The sequence below is a fragment of the Chitinophaga solisilvae genome, from assembly GCF_009928525.1.
GTDB lineage: Bacteria > Bacteroidota > Bacteroidia > Chitinophagales > Chitinophagaceae > Chitinophaga > Chitinophaga solisilvae.
The window spans coordinates 156,389-181,003 of record NZ_JAABOK010000004.1; the positions used below are offsets into that span (position 1 = coordinate 156,389).

A 24,615-nucleotide genomic window follows, 5' to 3' on the forward strand; every position below is an offset into this window, starting at 1 on the left:
AACAGCTGATAGAGTGGATTTTGTTAACAACGTGCAAAGGATTGCATTTCTTTCGAAATTAAATCAGGTAGTAAGTTCTGAAAATCAGATTGATAATGTGGCACTTGAAATGATTATGGCTGTTAAGTGTTTGTTATTGGCGAAAAGAATACAGGGCGTAAAAAATAGCTGTACAACAGCCATCAGCAATGATTCAGACGTAAGTTACACATATCCGGAATAAAATAAAATATCCATGCAGAAAAACAAAGCTATCACAGACTCATTGAAGGCGTTGCTGCTGAAAGCCAATGCGCATGTTACTTTTGCAGATGCGGTGAAGGGGCTGCCTGCGGAACTCCGTGGCGTTACGCCGCCGGGCCTGCCCTACAGCATCTGGCAGCTGGTAGAGCACATACGTATTACACAGGAGGATATACTGGAATTCAGCCGGGATGCCAGTTACGTATCGCCGGCATGGCCGGAAGGATACTGGCCCAAAGAAACGGCTCCTGAAAATGAAGCTGCGTGGAAACACAGCCTGGCACAGATCCGGGAGGACCTGGCCACTTTCATTGCCTTGCTGGAAGCTCCGGACGCCGACCTCTTTGCCCCGTTTCCTCATGGTGAAGGGCAGCATCTTTTCCGCGAAGCGGTGCTGATTGCTGACCATACCAGTTATCATACCGGAGAAATAGTGGCCGTACGCCGGATGCTGGGCGCCTGGAAATAAATGTCAGATGCATTTCCAGAGGCAGTCTACAAACCATCTTTTGCTGTCGGAGAAGCGGGCCACCGGCCGGAACCCTGACTGGGCGGCCAGCTGGTCTGTTTCTTCCAGCGAATATTTCTGTGAGATTTCCATATACAGCGCTTCATTCTCTTCAAAGGAAATACAGACCTCTTCGCCGATATGTACCTGTTGCTGCGTAAGACTTATCAGGTAACTCTTGCAGGCCCCGGTTCCCGGATCGTAGGTGGGGTAATGCGCAAATTTTGACAGGTCAAAATCAGCATGCAGTTCCCGGTTGATACGGGTCAGCAGGTTGAAGTTGAAAGCCCGCGTAATACCGGCATCGTCATTATAGGCACTGAGGATGACCTGCGGATGTTTTTTCAGATCAAAACCTGTCAGCAGCAGGTCGCCGGGTTGCAGGTGATGCCGTAATTCCCGGCAGAAGTGAAGGGCTTCTGCCGTATTGAAGTTGCCGATATTGCCACCCATGAACAGTACTACCTTTTTCCGGGAGCTGTAGGCATTTGCTTCCTGCAGCATCTCGAAATATTCCCCGTTCAGCCCGTGCAGCTGCAGCTCCGGCAGTTTTGCCGGTAATGACTTCTCCAGCTGATAAATAACATTGGCAGAAATATCTATGGGGAAATACGTATACCCTGTACCGTTATTAATCAATTGTTCCAGCAGGTGAATGGATTTGGTGGCGTCTCCTGCACCCAGCTCCACCACATCGAATGTGCCGGTATACTTTTCAATGGCGGCGGCTATATTGGCGGATTGCTCGCGGAATATCTGCATTTCACAACCGGTCAGGTAGTACTCATGGCATTGCATGATCTGCTGAAACAGCCGGTCGCCTTCCGCATCATAAAAGTATTTGGAATCAAGACGCTTTTGCGGTGCGCTGAGTCCTTTGACTACGTCATGGTAAAAGCTGCCTGCGGCAGTTTTCTTGTTGAGGGTTGCATGGTTTGGAATTACAGTGCGCTGCATGACCTGATTTTTTGATGAAAGGATACGGTTACTTTGCCAGCCTTATTCCGGTAAACTGCCATCGCAGGGGAGGATGGAAAAAGTTCCTGTACGTGATGCGGCTGTGACCGGGAGGTGTTACTTCTGATGCTCCCCGCAGCACCATCTGGCTGACCATAAATTTCCCGTTGTATTCTCCGATGGCGCCGGGCGCTTTGGTAAACCCGGGATAGGGGAGATACGCGCTCTCCGTCCATTCCCAGCGCAGGCCCCATGACAGTTGCGGCGCTGCGGCTTCCCATTCTGCTTCCGTGGGCAGGCGCATTCCCTTCCAGGAAGCATATGCGGCGGCTTCATAGTAACTGATATGACATAATGGTGCATCGGTGGCCAGCGGTTGTAATCCCTGCCAGGTGTAATACATCCAGCGGCCGTCTATCAGGTACCAGTACATCGGAGCAGTTACCTGGTTATTTTTTACCCAGTCCCAGCCTTCTGCGTGCCAGTAGCGGAAATCCCGGTAACCTCCGGACTGTATGAACTCCAGGTATTCGGCATTGCTGACCAGTGAAGTGCTGATGCTGTAATCACCCAGGTATACTTTATGACGTGACAGTTCATTATCAAAACAAAAGCCTTCTCCGGCAAAACCTATCTCATAAATACCTGCTTTCATATGCAGCCATGAAGTATTATCAACAGCTGAACGGGCAGATTGTTTATCCGGATCATATGCCGGCATCAGCGGGTTATGCCCCAGAATATATTTGATATCTGTATATAACAGCTCCTGGTGCTGCTCTTCATGGTTGAGTCCCAGGGTAATCAGCGCCTGTATCTCCGGAGTATGTTCCTGTTCCAGGAAGCGGTACATCGCGTCATCCACATGCCGGCGGTAGCGCATAATATCTTCCACGGCAGGCCTGCTCAGGTTGCCCCGGTCTGTACGGATCACGCGTGAGCCGACTGATTCATAGTAGCTGTTGAATACAAAGTTATACTGCGGATCAAATTCCGTGTATCCTTCCAGGTTAGGCATCAGCAGGAAGGTTTCAAAGAACCAGGTAGTATGGCCGAGATGCCATTTCGGCGGACTTACATCCGCTACCGGCTGCACTACATAGTCTTCCGTTTTCAGCGGAGCGCAGATGCTTTCTGTTCGCTGACGCACGGTTTCATAGTCTTTTTTCAATTGCATAAATACTGGTGGTTATTTATGGTCTGTATATTGCTTTAATGCTGAAATAGTATGTATGCCCAGGCTGGAAGCCTGTTCCCGTCTCATCATCAGGGCATATGTATTGTTGAATCCGATGGGCAGCAGCCATTTTACGCGGTACTGTTTTTCAAATCCTGTCTGTACATAGTCATACACTTTTTTGCTGTCGCTCATAATACTGTCTGTTACCTGCTGCGGCGCCTGCAGGATCACCAGCAGGCCGGTGCCGGTATATTCCGGATACATATCAATCTGATCATTTATTAATGCATCGAACACAATTTTGGTGCCTCCGAGGCCGGTTTTGGTGGTAACGGAAAGATCTGTATATCCTTCAATCAGTATTTTGTACATATTGGCGAGCACATAGCCATCCCCGAAGATTTTGGAACCGATGCGGATATTGCCTTTGTTGCCACCGGTAGCAGGTTTCCAGAGACCGATAGCAGTCAGGTAATCTTTTGCTACTTTTTCGGGTGTCTGTTTCAGGTAATCTACCCGGTAGTTCAGTTCCGTCATAATGCTATCATTAATTGTACCAGACAGTTTATTGAGTACGGGTTCCAGTTCCGGATATTTTTCCAGTGTTGACATACGTACGATGGGGGCGGCATAATAGGGAGGGAAGATGTGTTTGTCATCTTCCAGCACTACCAGATCGTATGCGCGGACGCGGCCATCTGTGCTGCTGCCGCTGATGACATCCAGTTTTTTTTCTGCTGCCGCTTTATACATAATCATATCACTGATAACGAGTGTAGGGAGGTGCAGCCCGTAAACAGTCCGTAAACCGATATCGCCGTCTTTACGGCCCATAAATTCCGGGGTGAAGCCCGCTTTTATTTTACCGCTGCTGGTATCAGGCAGGAGGTATATAGAAGAGAGTGCCAGGAAGAGCAGCGGCAATATATACAGCAGTCTGCGGAATCTGCGGATATTGAGGTGCTGCAGCAGGGACAGCAGCCAGTCAAACAGGATAGCCAGCAGTGCCGCCGGTATGGCGCCAGCCAGCATCATGCTGGTATTGTTGAGTGCGATACCGCCGAAAATAAATTCTCCCAGTCCGCCTGCTGCAATGTATGCCGCCAGTGTAGCTACTCCAACATTGATGACGGTAGCGGTGCGTATGCCGGCCAGTATAACCGGCATTGCCAGCGGCAGCTGTACTTTGAACAGCAGTTGCCGGGGGCTCATGCCCATACCTCTGGCAGCTTCGGTAACACTATTGTCCACGCCGCTGATGCCGGTATAGGTATTACGGATAATGGGCAGCAGCGCGTACAGGAACAGGGCTACTATAGCTGGTTTGGGACCAATGCCCAGCAGTGGTATCATAAAGCCCAGCAGCGCTATGCTGGGGATGGTCTGCAGTACGCCGGCGATGCCCAGTACCAGGCCGGATAACCGCTTGCGGCGGATAATCAGGATACCCAGGGGTACGCCGATACATACTGCTATCAGTACCGAAATGAAGGTAAGGCCGGTATGCGTGAGCGTTTGCTCCAGCAGTTTGCCGGATTGCTGCCGGATGAAGTCCGTAAAGGTTTCAGGTGTGTCCATATGGACTACTGTTTTTTATATGCTGCAATAGCGTTGAATAACAAGGTACCATCCAGTTGCCGGTGTTCTCCGTGGCAGGAGACTGTAGCTGGGCCGTCCAGTAAGGCTTCCAGAGCTTCGCGGCAGGTAGCGTTGCACGGGAGCGGTTTTTCCGTATTATGTGCCGCCTGCTGCGGTATAAACCGCCATATATCTGTAAGCTGCAGCGAAGCCAGTTCCAGTTCCAGCCGCTGGTTTTCCAGGAAGCTGCGCACAAAGTCGTTGGCCGGCCGGAAAAGTAGTTCCACGGCAGTTCCCAGCTGTTGTATACGGCCTTTGTCCATGATGCATATTCTTGAACCCAGGTCAAAAGCTTCTTCTACATCATGGGTAACAAGGATGACGGTTTTACTGTTCAGTTCATCGAGTGCTTTGAATTCTCTTCTCACACTGATGCGGGTGAGCGGGTCGAGTGCGCCGAAAGGTTCGTCCATGAGCAATACCGGCGGGTCCGCTGCCAGCGCGCGTGCCAGCCCTACGCGCTGCTGTTGTCCGCCGCTGAGCTGCTGCGGATAGGCGTTGGCGTAATCGCGGGGAGGGAGGCCCAGTTTTTCCATGAGGGAAAGGGCGCGTTCTTTCATGCGCGCCTTATCCCACTGTAGCAGCTGTGGCACTATGCTGATATTCTCCAATACTGTATAATGCGGAAAAAGGCCATGGTTCTGCAATACATAGCCTATGCCCCGGCGGAGGGTTTCTGCAGGTTCTGCTGCAATATCTTTTCCGTTGATATGAATTTGTCCGCTGTCCGGCGTGATTAACCGGTTAATCATCCGCAGGGTAGTTGTTTTGCCGCAACCGCTGGTACCGAGTAGCACCATGATTTCTCCCCGTTGCACTTCAAAGGAAACATCGCTGACAGCCTGTTTGTCCGGACTAAAACTTTTGGAAATGTGTGATAATGTAATCATAGGAGAAATATACAGATGGGGAAAAATATGCGCAGATTGCCCTTATTTTTCCAGCATCAAAAATAGGTTATTCAATGATTCCGCATAGAGCGGATGTGCAAAAATCATATCGCGTAGCTGTGGTGCGGTGATACCGCCTGCCATGGCCATCTGCAGCACAGACATTATTTCGCCGCCCTGTGTGCCGATGATGGCGGCGCCCAGTATCTGCCCGGTATGTTCGTGTACAACGGCTTTCATGAATCCCTGTGTTTCGCCGGTTTCAATAGCGCGCGCTACTTTGTCCATACTGAGGCAGGCTACTTTCACCGGAATGCCCTGGCGCCGGGCCGCTGTTTCAGAAAGTCCGATGCGTCCCAGCTGCGGGTCGGTGAACATGCAATAAGGCACCTGCCGGTCTTTGGTGGTAATGGCTGCCTCTTCAAACAGATTTTTGTAGATGATGAGATGGTCATTGTAGGAGATATGTGTAAATGCAGGCCCGGGTTTTACATCGCCGATCGCGAAGATACCGGGACAGGTAGTTTCCAGGTGTTCATTCACCTGAACAAATCCTTTCTCATCCAGTGTAACACCGGTTTTAGCCGGCTGCAGGGAATGTGTCTGCGGTGCGCGGCCGGTAGCCAGCAGTATATGCGTTCCCGTTAGTGTTACCCGGTTGCTGCCGGCGGTAATATGCAGCAGCAGTCCGTCTGGTGTATGACTGATTTTATCTGCTGTAGCGGAAGTATATATCCGGATATCTTCTTCTTCCAGTACTTTTCTGATAACGGCTGCAACATCGGGGTCTTCGCGGGAAACGAGCTGCGGAGATTTCTCAATGATGGTAACATGACTGCCCAGCCGCTGATACAGCTGCCCCATTTCCAGTGCAATATAGCTGCCGCCAAGAATAATCAGTTCAGGAGGTATCACCACTTCATCCAGCAGGGTGGCAGAAGTGAGGTACGGCACTTCCTCCAGGCCGGGAATATCAGGAATGACGGGTGTAGCGCCGGTATTGATGAAGATCTGGTCTGCAGTAATGGTTTGTTCACCGCCGTCATGCAGCTGAATGGTGACGGTTTTATGTGCGCTGAAGGCAGCGCTGCCATGTATGAACGTGAGTCCTTCTGTTTTCTCCAGTCCTTTGCTGACACCGTTTCTGAATTGTTCTACTATATCATTTTTCCTGGATACGATAGCCGGAAGGTCAACGCTGTAACCTTTGCTGACGATGCCCCAGGATTTGCTCTGTGACATGATATGGGCCACTTTTGCACAGGCTATCATGGCTTTGGTGGGCGTACACCCGTCGTTGATGCAGGTGCCGCCTGGCCAGCGTTGTTCGATGAGAGCTGTTTTCCATCCTTTATGGGCGAGTTTTTTTGCCAGCGGCGTACCACCCTGGCCCGAACCAATAATGATTGCATCAAACTTTTCCATAACTGTTTTTTTGAGCAGGGGCCAAAGATTATACCAGCAGAGACGGGAACGGGAAATTAGGTAAAAATAATGATACTGACAGGTGATTTCCTGCTGCCGGCAGCTGTAAATACATTATCTTTGCGGTCCGGAAAAAATTACATTTTGGTAAAGATTGACAACATAACACTGCCCGATTTCCCGCTGTTGCTGGCTCCCATGGAAGACGTGAGCGATCCGCCTTTCCGTGCCGTCTGCAAAGATGCAGGTGCGGACCTGATGTATACTGAATTTATCTCAAGTGAAGGGCTCATCCGCGATGCAATCAAATGCCGCAGGAAGCTGGATATTTTCGAGTATGAGCGGCCTGTAGGTATACAGATCTTCGGGGGTGATGAAGACAGTCTGGCTATGGCCGCCAGAATAGTAGACGTTACCAGTCCGGACCTGCTGGACATCAACTTTGGCTGCCCGGTAAAAAAAGTAGCCGGCAGGGGCGCCGGAGCCGGTGTGCTGAAAGACCTTGATCTCATGGTAAGGTTGACAGCCGCCTGCGTAAAGGCCACAAAGCTGCCCGTAACGGTCAAAACAAGACTGGGGTGGGACGATGATACCAAAAATATTGAAGAGGTGGCAGAACGCCTGCAGGACGTGGGCATTAAAGCCCTCGCCATTCACGGCCGTACCCGCTGCCAGATGTATAAGGGCCAGGCCGACTGGACCCTGATCGGAAAAGTAAAGAACAACCCCCGCATAAAAATCCCCATCTTCGGCAACGGTGATATCAATACACCGCAAAAAGCCGTGGAGTATAAGAACCGCTATGGTGTGGACGGCATCATGATAGGCCGCGCCGTTATAGGCTACCCGTGGCTGTTCCGCGAAATCCGCCATTATGAGCAAACCGGTGAACTGCTGCCGGGGCCTACCCTGGAAGAACGTATTGCCGTGAGCAAGAAACACCTGCGCCTTTCCGTGGAATGGAAAGGGCCGGTAACAGGCATCAACGAGATGCGCGGCTGCTACGCCAATTACCTCAAGGGGTTGCCTAACATCAAAGAGTTCCGCAGCCGCCTGGTAACACTCAAAACAGTGGAAGAAGTGGAAGCTGTGCTCGATGAAATCGAAGCGTACTATAAGGGTATCGAGCTGGAACACGCGCCCATAGAGCTGATAGACTATCACCAGAACTGCCCGCTGTAATCATCTTCCTGAAAAAAGAAAGGGGAACAGGTATAAACATATTATGCGTATATTATGTTATATCATAAAAATTCCCCTGATGAAAATATCTCTCTGCTATACCACCGTTATAGCCGCTCTCCTGTTGATGACCGCCTGCAATACGCGCACGGATTCCCGTCATGATAATCCGCTGCTGCAGAGCGATAATACCCCGAAAGATACCGCTGCATATAATGATATACGTTACCGTGACCAGCAGCAGATAGAAAAGGTGATCTATAGCTTCTGCGAACATTTTGACAACGGAACGCTCGGAAAATGCCTGGATTTTATGGCTGACAGCATACGCGGAGAAATTGATGGTGTGAAAATCACCGGCCGGCAGCGCTGGGCCGAAAAAATAGAGGCTCTTGTAAAAAGCACGGAAGACAGTCACTTTCAGCCCCGTCACATCTTGTCCAATATGCAGTTTGCCCCTGCAGCCAACGATACCGTACAAATCAGCATGTATGCCTCCGTATTATGGACAGACCTCCTCTCCGGCCAGATTCAGCTGATGTCCGTCGGCTACTATAAAGGGAAAATGGTGAAACAGGACGGAAAGTGGTTAATTGCTACGCTGCATTCACTGCCAGACAGCAGGTTGGTGAAGGGTTTCTACCAGGATAAGGAAATTTAATTTCCCTGCAGTGTGATTTTTCAGGCCCTGTTGCGAATAATAAAGAAAGCGCTTACCTGTTAAATGGACTCAATACCTGATAAGACGCTCTTCCTGCAGCGCATCCAGGAAAACAGACGGATTATTTTCAAGATCTGCAACACCTACTGCCAGCAGGCGTATGACCGGGAAGACCTGGCACAGGACATCATCTGTCATCTCTGGAAATCAGCTCCCCAGTATGATCCATCCGGAAAATTTACTACCTGGATGTATCGTGTGGCGCTGAATGTAGCCATCTCCTTTTACCGTCGCGGGAAAAGGAACCGGCAACTCGTGCCTGTCACGGAACAGCTGATTGAAATGGAAGCTGATGCTGACAATAATACGGAGATAGAAGATCATCTGGCATTACTGCAGCAGCTGATCAACGGATTCAATGAACTGGATAAGGCCCTGATGCTCCTGTATCTGGAGGAAAGGAGCTACCGGGAGATAGCCGACATTTTGGGAATCAGCGAAACGAATGTAGCCACTAAAATTAACAGATTAAAAAGCCGTCTGAAACAACATTTCTCATCTATTCAAAAAGCATTGTAATGGAAGCTGCAGATATAAAAGCCTTGTGGCAGGCCTATGACGCCAAACTGGAGCGGTCTATGAAGCTGAACCTCTACCTGGTAGAACAGCTGGGATCAGATAAAATAAATTCTTCCTTCAGCTCGCTCACCCGTTTTAAAATAATTGCAGTCATCTTCGGTTTTATCTGGATTGCCTTTGTCGGGTTTTTGCTGTATCATAACTACAGGCAGGTGTTTTTTGTGATCAGCGCCGTTTCCAGTATCCTGTTCTCGGCTATGGCCATAGCCGGATACCTTTATCAGATCCGGCTTATCAGGAAAATCAATTTCAGTGCCGATGTATTGCTGACGCAGCAGCAGCTGGCCATGCTGCATATTTCTGTATTGCGGACCATGCGTCTTCTCTGGCTGTCAATGCCACCCTACACATTTTTCTTTATCACCAACCAGATGGCGCTGCAGGCAGATGCACAGTTCTGGATCATTCAGCTCCTGATCACCGGCACATTTACGGTATTGGCCATATGGCTGTACCAGCATATTTCCTTTGAAAACAGGAATGAAAAATGGGTACGTGCCTTATTGTGGAACGACGGTGGGAAATCTATTTCGCGCGCATTGGATTTTATGAAAGAAATAGAAAGGTTTAAGGGGTAATTACGAATTACGAATTGCGAATTACGAATGAAAAGCGAAGACGAAAGCGATAATACTTTTAAGTATCCGCTTTGGTCTTCGCTTTTCATTCGTAATTCGTAATTCGCAATTCGTAATTACTTCAACTGGTAATCATTGAACGTAACTGCCGCCGTTGCTCTGCCGGAAGACAACGTACGAAGAGTGGTTACGTAGCCGAATAGTTCGGCCAGCGGAACGGTTGCGACGATGTCCTGCAGGTTGTTTTTCATTTCCATATGGCGGATGACGCCACGGCGTTTGTTCAGGTCGCCGGTGAGAACGCCGGTATATTCTTCCGGAGTGCTTACTTCTACGCGCATTACTGGTTCCAGCAGTCTGGGTACAGCCTGGGCCGCGATATTACGGAAGGCAATATGGGCTACCTGTTCGAAGTCCTGCGCATGGGAATCGTTGGGATGAATAGATCCGTCCAATAGCCTGATCCGCATGGATCTTACCGGGAAGCCTTCCAGCACGCCGGTTTTCATGGCAGCTTCAAAGCCTTTGCTCACCGAAGGAATGAATTCTTTCGGAATGGCGCCCCCTTTGATGTCGTTAATAAATTCCAGTCCGGGTTCATTATCCGGGCGTGGGGACAATTCAAAGCTGATGTCAGCGAAGTTGCCGGAGCCGCCGTTTTGTTTTCTGAACACCTCGCGGTGGGTGATGCTCCGGGTGAATACTTCCTTGTAGGCAATCTGTGGCTGGCCTTTATTGACTTGCAGCTGGTAGCTGGCAGCCAGTTTTTCCAGCACCACTTCCAGGTGGAGTTCTCCCATGCCTTTGAGGATGGTTTGTCCGGATGCAGGATCAACTTCCACGCTGAGCGTAGGATCTTCGTCCAGCATGGCCGCCAGGGCATCGCCGAGTTTGTCCGCGTCTTTCGCCGCTTTGGCTTCGATGGCGTATCCGATCATTGGTTCCGGGAAATTGATTTTTTCCAGGAGCACCGGATAGTCAGGGTGGGCCAGCGTATCACCGGTTTTCACTTCTTTCAGCCCTACTACAGCGCCGATGTCGCCCGCACCTATTTCCGTTGCCGGTTCGTATTTGTCCGACATGATACGGAGCAGGCGGCTGATGCGTACGGAGCGGCCGGTACGGCTGTTCCACAGCATGTCGCCGGTGCGCATAACGCCGGCGTATACACGCACCAGTGTTAACTTGCCAACGTAGGCATCAGCGATTATTTTAAACGCCAGTGCAGCCATGTTGCCTTCCGGTGTGGCCGGGATCATGATGGGAGTATCTCCGTCGGTGCTGGTAGCCTGTACTTCCGGAATATCCTGCGGCGCAGGGAGGTAGGCAGCTACTGCATCGAGCAGGGGCTGTATACCTTTGTTTCTGTAGGCAGCGCCGGCCAGCACAGGAACGGCCTGCAGGCTGACAGTAGCGGCTCGCAGCGCAGCGCGGATATCGTCTGCACTGATATGATCCGGATCGGTGGTGTACTGCTCCAGCAGCGATTCCTGCAGCACAGATAATTCTTCCAGCAGGAAGGTACGTGCCTGACGTGCCGCCGGCAGCATTTCCGCAGGGATGTCCTGTATATCGAAAGTCTTACCGTCGTCGTTATGCCATATCAGCGCCTTCATAGCGATGAGGTCAATCACGCCGCGGAAATTATCTTCTTCCCCGATGGGTAATTGTACCGGAATAACATTAGCGTGCAGGCGTTCCCGTATGTCTTTCACAACATGCTGGAAATCAGCTCCCTGCCGGTCCATTTTATTAATCATGACGATGCGGGGCACACGGTAACGGTCGGCCTGATGCCAGACGGTTTCCGACTGTGGCTGAACGCCGGCGCGGGCATCGAAAACAGCCACAGCACCGTCGAGTACACGGAGAGAGCGTTCTACTTCAGCCGTGAAATCGACGTGACCGGGCGTATCGATAATATTTATCTGATAATCATCTTCCTGATATTTCCAGTAGGTAGTAATCGCAGCAGAAGAAATGGTGATACCCCGTTTTTCTTCCTGCGGATCGCTGTCCATCACGGTGTTGCCATCGTCTACATTACCTAGTTTATGTGTAAGGCCGGTGTAATACAGCATTCTTTCTGTAAGGGTTGTTTTACCTGCATCGACATGAGCCATGATACCTATATTTCTGAATTGATCCAGACGTTTCATCTTGTTATATTTTAAAAGGGGAATAAAAAAAGCCTCTCACCAGTTGGTAATGAGAGGCTTGCTGCTGCAACAGAGTGCCAGACATTACCGGTGTTGCCGGATGTGAGCGGTCATCAGTGTTTTGATCTGTAATTTCATATGGCAGCGTTAAATAAAATGAATAAAATTGAAGCTTGGGTAAGGTGGGGGAGACAAAATAAAAAGGCCTCTTCGGATGAAGAGGCCTCCCAGTATCTGGTGGAGTTTACATGTTATGTTAACCTCTCATATCCGGGACGGAATCTGCCTCCCCGTTGTAAATAAAGACAATACGCGTACTTGCAATTACCGCTCTGATAACGGTATTGGTGTGCGTGTTTGCCTGATATGTTAAGGTATGTTTCATATAATTGAAATTGCAGTGCAAATATAATTCTCTTTTTGATATAAACAAAATTGATAGCTTTTTGTATTAGATAAACAAGAGAGGTTTATCTTTTAATTGTACAGATTTTTCGCATGATTATACCAGGGAAGGAAGGAGCAGAGGTAGTAGATTTGCAGATTGACTGATTTAAAACAACGTGTATGAATATTACAGATCTCAGCGGCACCGTGCAGTTGTCGAATGGTGTCCAGATGCCTTATTTCGGATTGGGTGTATTTAAAACAAATGAAGGAAAGGAAGTGACGGATGCAGTGACCTATGCGCTGGATGCAGGCTACCGTCATATAGATACAGCCGCCATCTACAAAAATGAAGAAGGCGTAGGGCAGGCTATTGCCGCCAGTAAAACAGACAGGAAAGAGATATTTCTGACCAGTAAGGTATGGAATGCAGACCAGGGATATGACCAGACGCTGAAAGCGTATGATGCATCACTGGAGAAACTGAAAACCGATTACCTGGATCTGTACCTGGTTCACTGGCCGGTAAAAGGTAAATACAAAGAAACATGGCGTGCGCTGGAGCAGCTGTATGCAGACGGACGCGTGAAAGCAATCGGGGTGAGTAACTTCCTGCAGCATCATCTGGAGGACCTGCTGCAGTCTGCCAAAGTAATACCGATGGTAAATCAGCTGGAGTTTCATCCGCGGCTGGTGCAGCAGTCATTGCTGGACTTCTGTCAGCAGCACCACGTGCAATACGAAGCCTGGAGCCCGCTCATGCAGGGTAAGATCTTCGATATCCCTGAGCTGAAAGCACTGGCGGCAAAATATGGAGTATCCGTAGCTCAGCTGGTACTGCGCTGGGATTTGCAGAAAGGTGTAGTGACCATTCCGAAAAGTATCCGTCAGGACAGGATTATTTCCAATGCGGAGATATTTAACTTTGAGATCAGCACCGAAGACGTAGCCGCCATAGAGAAACTGGACAAGGGTGAGCGTGTAGGACCTGATCCGGATACCTTCGATTTTTAATCATTGCTTCATAAAGTTGTAAAGCGGATGCAGGAGACTGTATCCGCTTTATTTGTTTAGCCGCAGCTGATGTAAGGTGGTTAAAGCGAAAGAGAATAATATTACCATAGGCAGTATCTGGTATCTCAGAACGATAGGTGAGGCCAGTATGCCGAAGGCTGCATTCAGCAGGAAGAACAGGAAGATGACGACAACGGCGCGGCCGAAGGAACCGGCATTTGTTTTCAGCGTCCACCAGAAGAGGGTAATGGAAAAATAACAGAGATTGATCAGCAGAAACAAGTAAGGATAGTACTGAAAGATGATCCCCTGGGCGGTAAAGCTGAAGGCGGTCACCTGCGAAGAAGGGTAATGGAACCACTTTCTGGCGATGCTGCCTACCTGCGGAGCGCCCAGGTTATAGACTTCCAGTTTTTCCACCGGCGGAATGCAGTAGTTGTAAAAGTTGGGCAGGAGGAAGAATTCAATGTATGGCAGTGGGTGGTGAAGGATCAGGAATTTGCCGTAATCCGCAAACACCGGTGAAACAGTACCCCAGGACCGGATACCGCCGGTCGTATCCTTTTTATCGTTTGTATGTGCCGCCAGGTATGTTTTCAGCGGGCCGGCCGAATATTTCAGGTAGAAGGCGCCATCCATGGGAGTCATGAGTTTAAGGGCGGGGTGTATGGTATCGAAATACTGATTTACCGCCTGGTGCAGCTTCAGGCAGGAAGGCGGAGGCGCTTTATCGACGGTGATATACGGATACATGTAGAGGGCATTGTTGGCCAGCTGCCAGCCGCTGAAGACGGAGAACTGTGCGGTGCCCGTGAGTTGCCTGGTCTGCGTTCTGGTATAACTGACGAAGAGCCCTATCAATATCACCGGCGCCAGGATACCGGTAATTTTCAGCAGGGGTTTATGTCCTGACATCAGGTAAATAACGGCAGTCAGTACCGGATAGAACATCGCATTATACCTGAAAGTAAAGGCAACAGCCACCAGTAACGTAATGACAATGATCTGCGATCTTTCAGGCTGATGCATCATCCACAGCAGCTGTGTGATCCAGCAGAGGCTCATGGCGAGGAACAGCGCATCACTGGAGATATAGTTACTGAGATAGAGGGAAGCCGGATTAAATATCAGGAAGATAAAGATGATGTGGCGGATGATTTTTCCGGGGTTGTACAAATAGCAGATGGTAAAGAAGAAATACAGTTCAGCGAGGCACAGGGTGATATACTGAAAGCTGACGAGCGCGGTATCTGACGTGCTGACGAGATGGAACAGGCCGATGAATCTTGAATATCCGATGGGCCAGATGCTGGCGCCGAGGTGCTTCATAGCAGCGAAAATATAACTGTATGAGTCAGAGAAGTAATCGGCGTAAGGGTACAGCAGTTTGAATACTGTCAGCTGAAGAATGGCGGCAGCAGCGGAGAGGAGCAGGTAGATACGGTTGGAGCGGTTTAGCAGAAAAGTGCCGAAGGAGTGGTTATCTGGCATAAGGGAACGTTTGCTATATAAAGTAAAAAAAATACCTGCAGCGGGCTGTCGCTGCAGGTATTTTTTTGTTATGTCTTCCGGAATATTTATTCCGCTGCATTCAGCGCATTGAATACAGCATCAATATCTTCCTTGTTATTATAGAAATTTATTCCCAGCGTGAGTTTATCGTTTTTATAACGGGCGATGATACGATGTTTTTCCAGCCGGAGATATTGTTCCTGCGTAATATCCAGGCACTGAATAGGGGAAAGATGTTGTGGTGCATAGCTGGTCAGTATTTTCACGTTGTTTTCCGCTGCTTTCTGATGCAGGTAGGTTATCAGTGAGTATACATGTTCATGGATCGCATCTGCACCTATGCCATGGAGGTAATCCAGCGTATGTCCCAGCAGGAGGACATTCATATATGGCAGGGTACCGGTTTCAAAGACGGTAGCATCTTGTTTGGGGGTAAACTGTGAGTAGTCGTTGTTAGACTGAAAATCCGGGTGGGGATAATCTACGCTGTACCATCCGATAAACTCCGGCTGATATTGCTGCAGTATCCGTTTGGAAATGTACATGGCGCCGATACCGTATCCGGCGGTCACCCATTTATAGGCGTGGAAAATGAGTACATCGATGTTGCAGTCAGCCACATCAATAGGATTCACGCCGAATGACTGGGTAGCATCCACCACAAAGATCAGGTCATGTTTTTTACATAGATCGCCCAGTACTTTGAGGTCGTGGCGGAATCCGGTTCTGAACATCACATGGCTGACGATGAGGAGTTTTGTCTCCGGGGTAATTTGTTTTTCTATATCCTCCGGGTGGATGACGCCATTCGCATCGCTGTCCACGAACTGCACGGGATGGCCGCGTTGCAGCCAGGGGACGAAGCTGGAAGGGAATTCATCTTTCATGGTGATAACGCCGTATTCTTTCGGGAACAGGCCCTGAATAAGGCTCATGCCCTGGGAGGTATTGGTGATGAATGCGATTTCCTGCGGGGTAGCGTGGAGCATTTGTGCTACCAGTGCCCGCGTATTTTCCGCCTGCGGGTCCCATTCGTTCATAACGGTTCTGCCCTGTTCACTCAGTTCAGTGAGGAGTTGCTGTGCCTTTTTTACATAGCGGGTGCTGACAGGTCCGCCGCCATTGGTGGTCAGGTAGATGCTGTGCCGGCATACCGGGTAGTCCGCGCGTATTTTATCCCAAACGTTCATCTGATGGAGTTTATCTGGTTAATTGTTTATGCGTTTTCAAATATAATGTATTCACGAATGAACCTCAATAAAACCCGCTTAACAGGTAATTAACGTTGGTGATACACTTATTATTTCTGTTAAGAATCAGGAGGTCTTTAATTTTATCTGCAATAGTATCATCCATCAGTTATCTGCATTTTCTTTTCCTTATCCGGTGTTTCAGGCAAGACCGATTTTTAACCAAGTACTAACGGTAGTTTCTGTATGGATCAGAACAGTATAGATATTGAGATTGCGAAAATAGACGCGTTAAAGCGGGGAGACACCAAAGCCCTGTCTTACTTCTTTAATAATTATTATCCGCCGTTATGTCTTTTTGCCACCCGGCTGATTGGCGAAACGGGAGCGGCAGAAGATATCGCGGGAGAGTCATTTGTGAAGCTGTGGGACCGCCGGACGGACTTTCAGACGGAGCAGAACATAAAAGCATTTTTATACATCACGACGAGGAATGCCTGCATGGATTTTTACAGGAAGAGCCAGCGGCAGGCGCAGTCGAAGAAAGACCTGACATATATCATCGGAGATGATATGGAGGATGAAACAGTGATGGAGAATGAGATGATCCGGGCGGCAGTACTGGGAGAGATTTATAAGGAGATAGAAAACCTGCCGTTGCGGGCGCGGCAGATTTTCAAGCTGAGTTATATCGATGGCATGAAGAACCAGGAGATAGCAGATGAAATGGGGATAGCGATTAACACGGTGAAGAACCAGAAGGCACGGGCGATCCAGCTGTTGCGGGGGATGATGCTGAAGAAGGATGTATGGGGCTTTTCAGCGCTGGCATTACTTTTATCTACCCTGTTACGCCGGAATTAGCGGAAATCCCAGTTTATCCGGATGGGCATAACGTATCAGGAAATGGAGTATGCCGGTATTGCCCACCATGAAATCAGCAGTAGGGAACATATGATTGTCAGCCAGCCAGTAGCATTCATTTTCATTTTCCCCGGTAATTTTCAGATTTTGTAATACCTCTACAATCCAGGTGGCGCGATCCAGCCATTCCTGGTCCCTGAATATCCGGTAGGCCTCCAGATATACTTCTCCCAGGCCGCTTATACCATGACAAATACCCAGGTTATTCATGATTACTCTGGGAGGATGGGCGCGCATCGCTTTTTCAGCGATGGTTTTGTAGGACGGGGTGTTGGTGATTTCGTAGGCGCGCATAAAGGTAAGGGCGATACCGGGAGAGCCCTGGCACCAGGTTTTTTTGATGCTTTTATCCTTGTTGCTTATTGGCCATAACCAGGCATCTTTTTCCTTAATAGCAGTTTTCATGAGCCATTGCAAACCCTTTTGAGCAGCAGCTAATGTTAAGGGATTTTTGAATCTGCGGTAAGAGTCCAGCAGGAAGTTGATGATACCTGCGGCGCCATGCGCAAAGCCGGTTATTTTGGCGGGTTCGTTATTGGCAGAGACAGGAGGGAATATCCAGGAGCCATCTTTTTCCTGACATTGTATAAGAATGTCAGTAATATTAGTGACGGACTGTCGAAGGAAAGCCGGATCCAGGTGTTGTTCGCAAAGCAGCAGGGCTTCGCCTTTGCCGGCGATACCATAAAAAATGTCAAGGAAGTTATTGTCCTGGCTGAGGCATTGAGTGATGAGAGGCAGGGTTTCTTCAGCTGCTGTTATCAGCCCGCTGCGGATAGCAGCAGACAAGGCTACCGCGATACCGGCGCCGCCAACATGAAGGCTGGAGAAGATATTGGGATTGTCCGGCAGGTAGCTTTTAAGCAGGTATGTGATAGTATTGTTCAATAGCTCCTGTATAATTGATTTATCATAATTGAAAGAATCAACCAGTGCAAAGAATAATATTGTCCCTGCTGCGCCTCTGTTAATATATTCGTATTTTACTCTCTGAGATTGAGGACTAAACTCATGAACAGCATCGGTGAAAATCTGTGAGATCCAATAGTTGTCAGTAATACCCATGAAATTATTTAGGCCGGTTATTCCATGTTGAATGAGTGGTGGGATATATGTATTTACCTGATGAGCGGTTTGATTATTAATTGTTGGATTTGTACCTAACAGAGTAATAGCATTTTTTATTACAGATATTTCAGGCCGGTTTTCAGGGTCATATTCGAGGCATTGATAGATTACACCGGCAGTTGTTGGGTTACCGGTTAACCATGCTATTTTGGCGAGAAGTGACCTTTTATCCTGTTTTAAAAGTTTATCCGGATGAATACCGGAAAGGATGTATAACATCATGGCGCCAAAGGAGTAGATGTCATCCTGGGGAACAGGATGTATAAACTCTCTTCCTTCAACCCAGAAGGTCCCTTTCCCGAAGGGCGGATAAGGGTATTGACGTTCCGTACAATAAGCAAGTTCGAAATCAATAATTGTTAATTTATCGTTTTTCCCGACTAGGAAATTATTGGTAGACAGATCTCTGAAAACGATTTTTTCAGCATGTAGTTTATCCGTGATGTCAAGTATTTGTATCAGGTAGTTGATTAATTTTTTAATGATGGGGGCAGGAATATCCAGCCAGTAAATATTGCGTGTTAACTTTTCAATAAGATCGTACAGAGATTCCCCCTTTATGAATTTTATTGCAATGTATTCATCTCCGTAATCGCTGAAAGCGTCTATCAGCCCGGGTAATGGAATGATTTTCTGCAGCTGCAGATGAAGCTGGTATTGCCATCGTATACGGTCGCACATATCTCTGCCGGCTGGATCTATAAACATGCACCAGGTACCTCCTTTTAGTACACATTTGCCGAACCGGAGGAGGTTTTTGATATAGAATCCCTTATAGACATTTCCTCTCAGGTCGAATTTCAGTACTTTCAGGATTCTATGTCCCGGTCCTATGATTGCACCAGGCTTGTATGTTGGCTGGGGTATCTCTGGAATGTCAAATACATTGGCTGCCCACTCAGGAAGATAATGAGGTGTTTCATACCGGTCAATTACATATTGATTTTGGTTGTTGATCAGAAGATTACAGATATTACCCATCGGATCTTCTCCCTGGAGTGTGCCATAGCTTCCAAATCTTGCAAATAGTACCGGCCCCAGCTTGATATCGGTAATGGGGCGTGGGGCCTTAAAATTTCCGGTAAGAGACAGTAAAAGCCGGGCAATAGTTTTCGTGTCTTCATCTGTCTGCGTATAAATAGTAATAGCTTTTCCGATTAGGTGTTCCCCGAATTCTCCCATATTGAGCTGGTAAACAGAAAGGTCTGTTTTCAATACTCTGAAGGCAATGTCGAAATCCTTTATTGCGTTAAAAACCAGTTTATACAAGTCCTGTATGGTGCCAGGGATAGCGGATAAATGAAGAATCCATCCCTGATCCCGTTTTTTGAGGCCTCCATATATCCATTTATCATCTTCAGTTATCGGACAGGTAAGAATACCCTTTATGAAACCGGTGAAATTGAATGCAGTTGGGGACTTTTCGGTAAGCATACAAAATGGAATTTCAAGGTATATAAGTTACTATATTAAGGTTTTTGCCTGCAATCAGCTTGCATGTTCAGTAAGGCGTAATGGTAGCCGCTTAACGATCGAATAACAAATTGTTCAATAAAATTCATTAGTACCGCAGGGATTATATGCGTTTTTAAATTGCAGCTGGATAATGATAAACTTATTACTATGGAGAAAGAAGAACAAGCGTATGCTAATGTAACAAATGTCACGCGTCTGATAATTGCATATTTGCAAAATACCTTAACGGCAGAAGAAAGTATTGAGCTGAATGAATGGATATCGCATGATGAACGGAACCGTATTTTGTTTGTTGAATTGGTTAATGATAAAGGAACCGAGGGGGCTATTAATTATATGCTTGAGGTGGATAAGCCATCCGGACTTAACGGTATAATGAGTCGGATTGGATCAGAAATATCTATTGTCCGTAGTAAATCAGGAAGGTGGATGTATGCCGCTGCAGCAGCTATGTTGATATTAATCAGTGCCTTTACTGTACTCTATTTTGTTAGCCGGGACAATAAAGTTGATTTATCAGTTAAACCTCTGTCCGGAAAGTATAACTATGATGTAAAACCTAATGGATATAAGGCTACCCTGACGCTGGGAAGTGGAAAACAGATAAGATTAGGTAAGGGGGAGGATAGTAGTTTTGTTGTTGATAATAACATTCCGGTAGTAAAGAGGAATGGTGTTATCATGTATGACAGAAATCAAAATGGTATTGTGACGTATAATACGCTGAGTACTCCGGTCAGTGGAACATTTAAGGTTTGGCTAAGCGACGGAACGGAAGTATGGTTGAATGCTGGTTCATCTTTACGTTATCCTACGTGTTTCAATGGAAATGAAAGGAGAGTGTATTTAACAGGAGAAGGATATTTTAAAGTCAAGCGGGATGAGAATATGCCTTTTGTGGTGAATTCCCCCAGATCGACAGTAGTGGTGCTGGGAACGTCCTTTAATGTGACAGACTATGTAGGAGAAACGAAATCCATAACCACCCTGGAAGATGGGCTGGTAAAAGTTTCGAATGGCAGGAGGGCCAAATTACTACGACCTGGTAATGCAGCTGTCACTGATGCAAAGGAGCAGATAGTTATAGAAGCAACGAACGTAGCTTCAGCAGTCGGATGGAAGAATGGTTTCTTTACCTTCAATAATTCAGATATTGATGATGTAATGAAGCAGATTTCCAGGTGGTATGATGTCAGGGTAAAGTATAGCGAAGGTAAAGCTCCTCCGGTTCATTTTACCGGAGATATTAACAGGGAGTCTTCATTGTCGGAAGTGTTGAAAATGCTGGAATCAACGGGAGGCGTGAAATTTAGTACTGCCGATAAAACAATTATTGTATTACCCTGATCAGTATAATTCTTTATAGATTTTTAGGCATATAATTTCCTATTGTTAGAACTGAGTCCCTCAGTCCATCACTTTTTTATCAGTTAGCAATACGATTGATTACCCCGGTTGTATCTTATCAACCTTAAATTATCCGCAAATATGGACATGAATTTTACTGGCCATCAGTGTGGCAGGGGATTTCCTTGCCTGAATAAACCAAGATTTGTACTGCGTTTGATTGCGGTGATAATTGTTGTAAACTGGCTGAGTATTTCGGCTACCGCGGCGTTACAGGCACAGGGCGGGATAACGCTTACCATGAGGAATGCTGCTTTGAAAAATGTGTTTCAGGAGATAAAGAAGCAGAGTAGGTATACTTTTTTGTTTAATGATGAAGTAATGAAGGCGGCTAAACTTGTAAGTATTGAAGTGAGAAATGCAACCATTGAGCAGGTGCTTAAATTGTGTTTTATTGCTCAACCGTTGGATTATGTTGTTAATGGACAGACAATTGTAGTAACTCCCAAGAAGGAGGAAAAGGGTACATCGGAATCATCGGAGGGGGCTTTTAATATTAAGGGAAAGGTAGTAGATGAGGATGGCAACCCTTTGGCTTTTGCTACAGTTAAGCTAAAAGGGGCGAGTACCGGAACACTTACTGGTTCAGATGGTACCTTTCAATTAAAAGGTCTCGATAAATCGCGTGTAATCCTGGAAGTGTCGTTTATAGGATATGAATCAAGGGAAGTCGTTTTTACGCAAGGGAATGAGAATAATGTTTTAAATTTTAAGATTGTATTAAAGAGAGGGAATGGGAAACTGGATGAAGTACAAATCATTGCTTATGGAGAAACAACCAAACGACTGAATACAGGTAATGTAACTACGATAAAAGGGAGCGATATAGCTAAACAACCTGTTAGTAATCCTTTGCTGGCATTAGAAGGACGTGTGCCAGGGCTCTATATTACTCAGAGTACAGGTTTGCCGGGAAGCGGTGTGACAGTTCGGATTCAGGGTCAGAATAGTATTGGATCCGGTAATGATCCCTTGTATGTAATTGATGGTGTTCCCTATATATCCCAGTTACTGCCCAATATGAACGCAATAGTGGGAACATCAACCCCCGGGGGAAGTAGCGGGAGCCCGCTCAGTTACATCAATCCTGCCGATATTGAATCTGTAGATGTCCTTAAAGATGCTGATGCTACTGCGATTTATGGCTCTAGAGCGGCAAATGGCGCTATTCTGATTACAACGAAAAGAGGAAAGCCAGGCCGGACCAGTCTGCACGTTACTTTCCAGAAGGGAATTGGAAAAGTACCAAGAAAACTGAATCTACTTAATACATCAGAATATTTGCAGATAAGACGTGAAGCATTGAAGAATGATGGGTTGACGCCAAGTCCTTACCAGGATTACGATCTGCTGCTTTGGGATACAACACGAAATACTGACTGGCAGAAGGTTTTAATTGGTGGTACAGCTCAATATACAGATGTGCAAGCTACAATTTCAGGCGGTAGCGGAAACACGCAGTTTAGTGTTGGCGCGAATTATCATAAGGAAACGACAGTGTTTCCAGGCGATTTGTCTGATCAGAAAGGAGGTGTCCATTTTAATATCAGCAATACGTCGCTTAACCAAAAATTCCGGATTAAGTTAACGGGTAATTATCAGCTTGATTACAGCCAGTTAATTTACACTGATTTAACTGGTTCTGCTGTATCTACACCTCCCAATGCACCAGAACTGTTTAATGCTGATGGCTCTTTAAACTGGGGGCTGACTGCATCCGGAACTTCTTCCTGGAAAAACCCATTTGCCTATCTCAATCAAAGAAATAAGAATAAAACGAATAATTTAATAGCTAATACATTATTAAGCTATCAGATTATTCCGGGATTAGAAATAAGAGCAAATCTTGGGTATACAAATTTGCAAACAAACGAGCTTACCATTGGAACTTTGGATACCTATGCGCCTGAAATCAGACCATACCTGCAACGGGCAACATTTTTCGTGGATAATAATGTTAATTCATGGATTGTTGAACCTCAGATTAGTTATGAAACCAGTATAGGAAAAGGTAAATTGGATTTCCTGGCCGGAACAACCATTAACAGGATTAATTCAAATGGTATTAATCAAATTGGCAGAGGATTTATTAGTGATGATGTAATGGAAGATATTCATTCAGCAGCAACTGTTAATATTTCTGGTACTGTCATTTCAGTATATAAGTATAATGCATTGTTTGCAAGACTGAATTATAATTGGGCTAATAAGTATATAGTTAACCTTACGGCGAGAAGAGATGGGAGTTCAAGATTTGGTCCGGAAGAACAGTTCCATAATTTTGGATCTATTGGAGGCGCCTGGATCTTTTCAAGTGAGCCTTTTGTTAAAGACAATTTACCATTTCTAAGTTACGGAAAGATTAGAGGTAGCTTCGGAATTACAGGAAATGATCAGATTGGTGATTATAACTTTGTTAATAGATTTAGCAGTAGCCTTTCTAATGTTTCAGTTCCATATCAGGGTAGCCCTGGCGTTCTTCCTATTAATCTGTATAACCCTTATTTACAATGGGAAGAAACCAGAAAGTTACAAGCAGGTATAGAATTGGGTATATTAAAAGATAGATTTCTAATTAACATTAATTATTACAGGAATCGTTCTTCTAATCAGTTGTTATCCTATACACTCCCTATTAGCACAGGTTTTGGGCAAATTATGAGAAATTTCCCGGCTTTAGTTCAGAATACCGGAGTGGAAGTAAGTATTAATGCCACTAATATTAAAAATAAAGATTTTACCTGGAACGCTAATGTGAATTTGACCGTACCCAGAAATAAACTAATCTCATTCCCATCTCTTGAAACCTCTTCATATGCCGCTGACCTGATTGTTGGAGAGCCTATTACAATTTTGAAGGTGTTACATTTTCTGGGAGTCGATCCCATTACAGGTGTCTTTCAGTTTCTGGATAAGCAGGGGAAGCCAACTTTACAGCCATCGTTTCCGGATGACAGAATTGTTTTAATAGATCCCGCTCCAAGGTTTTTTGGGGGAGTGCAGAATACTTTCAGGTATAAGGGCATTGAGTTGGATTTTTTGTTTCAGTTTGTAAAACAAAAGGCCAGAGATTATTCCTTAGGATTTTATCCGGGATCATTACCATATGGCAATCAACCTACATCTGTATTGAATCGTTGGCGGAACCCTGGAGATATAGCATCTATACAGAGGTATAATACTAACTATGAGTTAATCGGAGCTTATTCCAATGCAGAATCATACAGTGATGCAAATTGGGTTGATGCGTCTTTTATTCGCCTTAAAAGTTTGTCGCTCTCATGGCAATTGCCTGAAAGTTGGATGAAGTTATGTCATCTGGCCACCGGAAGGATCTTTGTAAATGGACAGAACCTTTTAACGATTACTAATTATCTTGGATTTGACCCTGAGAATAAAAGCCCGGCGTTATTGCCCCCCTTGCGCGTTATGACAGCTGGTGTTCATTTGACGTTGTAATATTTGTTGGTATTATGAAACTTTAATTTTATGAATGGGTTTAATAGAAATTATTGTA

General features: G+C 46.6%; 18 protein-coding genes. 9 read left to right on the top strand and 9 right to left on the bottom strand.

The features are described from left to right. Positions 1-235: 235 nt before the first annotated feature. Positions 236-712 (top strand): DinB family protein, encoded by a 477-nt coding sequence (locus GWG06_RS09410; RefSeq protein ID WP_160712791.1) that lies wholly within the window; start codon positions 236-238, stop codon positions 710-712. Between the two features lie 3 nt (positions 713-715). Here the strand turns inward: GWG06_RS09410 and GWG06_RS09415 are convergent, their stop codons facing one another. The 5 genes from GWG06_RS09415 to GWG06_RS09435 are packed head-to-tail and all read right to left on the bottom strand — an operon-like array spanning position 716 to position 6,841. Further along, the gene (locus tag GWG06_RS09415) at positions 716-1,708 is read right to left on the bottom strand and encodes an L-histidine N(alpha)-methyltransferase (RefSeq protein ID WP_127038586.1); all 993 of its coding nucleotides are present in this window, start codon (positions 1,706-1,708) and stop codon (positions 716-718) included. Between the two features lie 28 nt (positions 1,709-1,736). Further along, positions 1,737-2,885, bottom strand: a complete 1,149-nt coding sequence (gene egtB, locus GWG06_RS09420) for an ergothioneine biosynthesis protein EgtB (protein WP_127038589.1) — start codon at positions 2,883-2,885, stop codon at positions 1,737-1,739. A gap of 12 nt (positions 2,886-2,897) precedes the next feature. Then, complete coding sequence (locus GWG06_RS09425) at positions 2,898-4,466, bottom strand: ABC transporter permease/substrate-binding protein (protein WP_160712793.1); 1,569 nt, start codon at positions 4,464-4,466, stop codon at positions 2,898-2,900. A gap of 5 nt (positions 4,467-4,471) precedes the next feature. Then, on the bottom strand, positions 4,472-5,416 hold the full coding sequence (locus GWG06_RS09430) for an ABC transporter ATP-binding protein (protein WP_160712795.1): 945 nt from the start codon (positions 5,414-5,416) through the stop codon (positions 4,472-4,474). A 42-nt stretch (positions 5,417-5,458) separates the two neighbouring features. Next, the gene (locus GWG06_RS09435) at positions 5,459-6,841 is read right to left on the bottom strand and encodes a mercuric reductase (protein ID WP_160712797.1); all 1,383 of its coding nucleotides are present in this window, start codon (positions 6,839-6,841) and stop codon (positions 5,459-5,461) included. A 144-nt stretch (positions 6,842-6,985) separates the two neighbouring features. On the opposite strand from GWG06_RS09435, the gene dusB reads away from it, so the two are divergent. From dusB to GWG06_RS09455, 4 genes are all read left to right on the top strand, one after another. Continuing rightward, positions 6,986-8,023, top strand: a complete 1,038-nt coding sequence (gene dusB / locus GWG06_RS09440; RefSeq protein WP_127038601.1) for a tRNA dihydrouridine synthase DusB — start codon at positions 6,986-6,988, stop codon at positions 8,021-8,023. A gap of 79 nt (positions 8,024-8,102) precedes the next feature. Continuing rightward, positions 8,103-8,684: a nuclear transport factor 2 family protein gene (locus GWG06_RS09445; protein WP_160712799.1), complete on the top strand. Its 582-nt coding sequence runs from the start codon at positions 8,103-8,105 to the stop codon at positions 8,682-8,684. Positions 8,685-8,747: 63 nt separating this feature from the next. Then, positions 8,748-9,263 (top strand): RNA polymerase sigma factor, encoded by a 516-nt coding sequence (locus GWG06_RS09450; protein WP_127038606.1) that lies wholly within the window; start codon positions 8,748-8,750, stop codon positions 9,261-9,263. Further along, positions 9,263-9,901 (top strand): hypothetical protein, encoded by a 639-nt coding sequence (locus tag GWG06_RS09455; protein WP_127038609.1) that lies wholly within the window; start codon positions 9,263-9,265, stop codon positions 9,899-9,901. The genes GWG06_RS09450 and GWG06_RS09455 overlap by 1 nt, the downstream gene beginning before the upstream one ends. Positions 9,902-10,017: 116 nt before the next feature. Here the strand turns inward: GWG06_RS09455 and fusA are convergent, their stop codons facing one another. Further along, positions 10,018-12,060 carry an elongation factor G gene (gene fusA / locus GWG06_RS09460; protein WP_160712801.1) on the bottom strand — a complete coding sequence of 681 codons (2,043 nt, stop codon included), beginning with the start codon at positions 12,058-12,060 and terminating at the stop codon, positions 10,018-10,020. 567 nt (positions 12,061-12,627) lie between these two features. On the opposite strand from fusA, the gene GWG06_RS09465 reads away from it, so the two are divergent. Continuing rightward, a complete protein-coding gene (locus tag GWG06_RS09465; protein ID WP_160712803.1) occupies positions 12,628-13,461 on the top strand; it encodes an aldo/keto reductase in 834 nt (277 codons plus the stop codon). A 48-nt stretch (positions 13,462-13,509) separates the two neighbouring features. Here the strand turns inward: GWG06_RS09465 and GWG06_RS09470 are convergent, their stop codons facing one another. Both GWG06_RS09470 and GWG06_RS09475 read right to left on the bottom strand, forming a co-directional pair. Next, complete coding sequence (locus GWG06_RS09470; RefSeq protein ID WP_160712805.1) at positions 13,510-14,952, bottom strand: hypothetical protein; 1,443 nt, start codon at positions 14,950-14,952, stop codon at positions 13,510-13,512. An 86-nt stretch (positions 14,953-15,038) separates the two neighbouring features. Continuing rightward, on the bottom strand, positions 15,039-16,163 hold the full coding sequence (locus tag GWG06_RS09475) for an aminotransferase class V-fold PLP-dependent enzyme (RefSeq protein ID WP_160712807.1): 1,125 nt from the start codon (positions 16,161-16,163) through the stop codon (positions 15,039-15,041). Positions 16,164-16,409: 246 nt separating this feature from the next. Here GWG06_RS09475 and GWG06_RS09480 point away from each other — a divergent pair, with 246 nt between their 5' ends. Further along, complete coding sequence (locus GWG06_RS09480; protein ID WP_127038625.1) at positions 16,410-17,027, top strand: RNA polymerase sigma factor; 618 nt, start codon at positions 16,410-16,412, stop codon at positions 17,025-17,027. Here GWG06_RS09480 and GWG06_RS09485 read toward each other — a convergent pair. Next, complete coding sequence (locus GWG06_RS09485) at positions 17,013-19,649, bottom strand: protein kinase/lanthionine synthetase C family protein (protein ID WP_160712809.1); 2,637 nt, start codon at positions 19,647-19,649, stop codon at positions 17,013-17,015. The two genes, GWG06_RS09480 and GWG06_RS09485, sit on opposite strands and share 15 nt — an antisense overlap. A 189-nt stretch (positions 19,650-19,838) precedes the next feature. Between GWG06_RS09485 and GWG06_RS09490 the strand changes: the two genes are divergently transcribed. Continuing rightward, positions 19,839-21,038: a FecR family protein gene (locus GWG06_RS09490; RefSeq protein WP_160712811.1), complete on the top strand. Its 1,200-nt coding sequence runs from the start codon at positions 19,839-19,841 to the stop codon at positions 21,036-21,038. A gap of 141 nt (positions 21,039-21,179) precedes the next feature. Then, positions 21,180-24,557, top strand: coding sequence for a SusC/RagA family TonB-linked outer membrane protein (locus GWG06_RS09495; protein ID WP_160712813.1), 3,378 nt, complete (start codon positions 21,180-21,182; stop codon positions 24,555-24,557). Positions 24,558-24,615 lie beyond the last annotated feature (58 nt).